We start from the raw sequence: 3221 nt of genomic DNA, 5'->3' as shown, positions 1-3221 counted from the left end.
CGGCTACTATCTGGGAACTATTCTTGGGGGAATTTTAGTTTATCGTTTTTCCAAGGTGTTACAGGGGCGTTTAACAAGATTTATGTTGTTTGGTTCCGCGGCTTTTGGAATTCTCACCTTTGCTTACGGTTTTGTTTCTGAGCCTTTTATTGCTTTGTTGTTAGTGTTATTAATGGGACCTTCTTATCAAATGAGAGATTTAGCACAAGAAACAATATTTCAAAATAGTGCAGAAGAAGGAACTTTAACAAAAATAATTTCAGCGAGATCAACATTAGTTCAACTTATTTTTATAGCCTCTATTCTCGGGATTGGTGCTTTAACTGATTTGATAGGAGTTCGTCTTGTTTATATTCTATCAGGATGCTTATTGATATTTTCCTCTATATTCGGATTCATTAACCTTCAACTTCGTAAAAAAGGTACCTCTTTGGAAAATGAAAATGTAACTTACTAAAGTTGAATTACCTTGGCGTATCATTTCATTTGTAGTTACGTGTGGCTATAAATCCACAAAGATCATTACTTGCCGATTTAAAGGGCAGGTAAGTTAAATAAAAAGAACATATCTTAATGTGATTAGATAAGGTACAAGGAGAAATCTGTAATGGCTATATTGAAAAAATCGAAATTAGAATTAGTGCAATTTAATAAAAATGATATCATGGGTTTAATTGAGTTATCAGCATCAGTCGGGTGGGATTATGATGAATATGAGATTGGAACAGTGCTATCGTCCGGTATGATATTCGGACATAAAAACTTTGACGGGAAAATTGTTTCTAGTGCTGCAATAATTCCTTATGATAATAAGTTAGCTTCTATTGGTATGTTGATTGTTAATAAAGAGTTTAGGGGGATGGGATTAGGGAAAGATGCTACACAAAAGTGTATAGATTTTGCTTCAAGCAACACTTCAATTATGTTAATTGCAACTGAAGAAGGTAGACCCCTTTATGAAAAAATGGGATTTATAACTGTTGATTGTGTTCATAAGTATCTTTGTGATGACTATAAACCATTAAACAAAAGCGGTGGTGTTACTATTGAAGAATTTAATGGTAATGATCTTAAAGAAATTTTAAAGTTAGATAAGGTTGCATTTGGAGATACAAGAAGCAAATTTCTTCAAAATAGAATTAATCAATCAGAAAAATGCTTAGTAGTTAGAGATAACCAAGCGAACATTATTGGTTTTGGAATATCTATTTTAGGACCAATTAATCTAATAGTAGGACCTATTGTAGCACCTGATTCTCAAACAGCTGCTTTAATATTGGATAGATTAGCTTCTAGGCATCAAGGAAAATTAAGGATTGATGTGCCTTCAGGCAATGAAGAGTTTAAGTTCTTTTTGGAGAAACGAGGATTTCAACAAGTGAGTCAACCACCAGTAATGGTGATTAATTCTGCTGAAATGCCGCCTAGAAACAATACATTATTCGGAATTGCTGCCCAGATTTTTGGGTAAATAAGATATTTCTTATGACCTCTAATGGGGCAGCATTCCAAAAATAAAGCTAACTTTGTGAAACTATGTACTTAAACTATCGGGTGCTTTTATGTAAGAAGGGGAACTGAAAATTTCTAGTTAGAAAAAGGAATGTCTTCAAAATTGAGACATTCCTTTAGGTTTTCTAGAGTAAAACTTACTTTCATAATGACATTTATGCCAGGGCTCTGTGACATAATAGAATTAGTTGACATGAAAAGAGGATAATAATTGACCGGAACGCATTAGAATATTCCTAAAAGGGAAACATAAAAAAGTGAATTGTGCTATTTACACTAGAAGCGTGAGGAACATCAGAAAAGCCTTTTAACGAGTTGAACTTCCTTCAAAACAGAACCCATTACCGTTACTCTAGCTAATAAAAGCTTATTTTACATATTTTCATGGTATAAGGTCTCTCCATCCTTAGTATACACTTTTATAGTTTGAATGTTGTCAGGATCTAACTCTGTTTTAGCTATGTAACTCACTGTATAAGACTTTTCTTTTTTTGAATTAACTACAAATTTTTCTGTTTTTCCTTCTTGTGAAATTAACTCAAAATAACCTACTTCCTGAGGATCTTTTTCAAACTTTACTCCTACATAATTATTATATTCCCCTTCAAGAAGAAGAACATAAAAATCTAATCCCCTTTGCTTTCCCATTTCAGTTTTCACTTCTCCATTTTTACGGTACTCAACTAACCCTATCGTATTCTCAGAAGTATTTTCATATAAAGAATATATATGATCTTCATCAGGATGGAATTCTAAGCTTTCATATTCATTGTGTTTCATATAATCATCATAGGCATTTAAAAGGATGTTTCCATTTGGATCTGTTTCTTTAAATACTAGTTCATATACTACAAGCCCAATTACTAGAGCCCCTAATAGTACCAAAGTATAGATTGAATATTTTTTCATCAAAACACCTTCCAATTTAATCCATTTTTTTCAAATCTATTGAATATTTTTTCCAAAAATTTACTATAATATTAATACTATAGAGGGAGTTGGAAAAATGCAAAGGGAAAAAACTACCAGTCACTGGTTCTTAGCTGTATTACTAGTAATTTCTTTGTTTACTGTACCTTTTAATGCCAGTGCAGAAGAAGAGATCGATGTTCCGGAAGTTGAATTTTCACCAGAGATAATTAATCAATATATAGATGGTGAGGGAAATTTAATAACCGAAACTTCTAGCCTACCAGATAGTTTTGTTACTGACCAAAATGGAAATATCATTAAAAGCGGTGGGGTATCTACATTCTCATGTGCCTATCAATACAAATATGAAACACTCTCAGATAAGCTAGATAGATCAAATACCTTTATAAACTATCATCCTTCATTTAAAAGCTGGGATAAAGTAGACGGATACTTTTTTGGTCAATCAACTGTAAGTTATTCTATTGGTTATAGTGGAGCAAGTGGGGCTTCAGTTTCTGTATCAGTAGCACCACCTGGAAATGGTACATTTATCAAGGCAGACCCTGCTAGATGGTCTCGTCCAGGAATTTACGGTGACGTTTGGAGAAAATATCAGAGAATAACCCGTACGGGCGGTTGCAGTAGCGAAAAATATATTACATATAAAACTTCCTACCATACCAAGAAAACATATATTAAAGCCAAATACCAATAATAGAAAAAACGAGGGCATCTGCCTGTTTATGGCATCACACCAAACAACCGTAAGAACCATTTTTTGCTTGCCAAATACC

Annotated in this window: 3 protein-coding genes and 1 pseudogene; 3 read left to right on the top strand and 1 reads right to left on the bottom strand. The window is 33.2% G+C overall.

Annotated features, from left to right (window positions below; all coding sequences use genetic code 11):
- Positions 1-457: pseudogene (locus BFI01S_RS21345) on the top strand (MFS transporter); the annotation flags it as partial.
- A gap of 150 nt (positions 458-607) precedes the next feature.
- A complete protein-coding gene (locus tag BFI01S_RS21340) occupies positions 608-1471 on the top strand; it encodes a GNAT family N-acetyltransferase (RefSeq protein WP_061794374.1) in 864 nt (287 codons plus the stop codon).
- 413 nt (positions 1472-1884) lie between these two features.
- On the opposite strand, the gene BFI01S_RS21335 is transcribed toward BFI01S_RS21340, so the two are convergent.
- Positions 1885-2421 (bottom strand): hypothetical protein, encoded by a 537-nt coding sequence (locus BFI01S_RS21335; RefSeq protein ID WP_061794373.1) that lies wholly within the window; start codon positions 2419-2421, stop codon positions 1885-1887.
- A 97-nt stretch (positions 2422-2518) separates the two neighbouring features.
- Here BFI01S_RS21335 and BFI01S_RS21330 point away from each other — a divergent pair, with 97 nt between their 5' ends.
- Positions 2519-3142 carry a hypothetical protein gene (locus BFI01S_RS21330; protein ID WP_061794372.1) on the top strand — a complete coding sequence of 208 codons (624 nt, stop codon included), beginning with the start codon at positions 2519-2521 and terminating at the stop codon, positions 3140-3142.
- Positions 3143-3221: the final 79 nt, after the last annotated feature.

The sequence above is a fragment of the Cytobacillus firmus NBRC 15306 genome (genome assembly GCF_001591465.1).
GTDB lineage: Bacteria > Bacillota > Bacilli > Bacillales > Cytobacillaceae > Cytobacillus > Cytobacillus firmus.
Note: the sequence above shows the minus strand (reverse complement) of the source record. Positions and strands in the feature narration are given on the sequence as shown.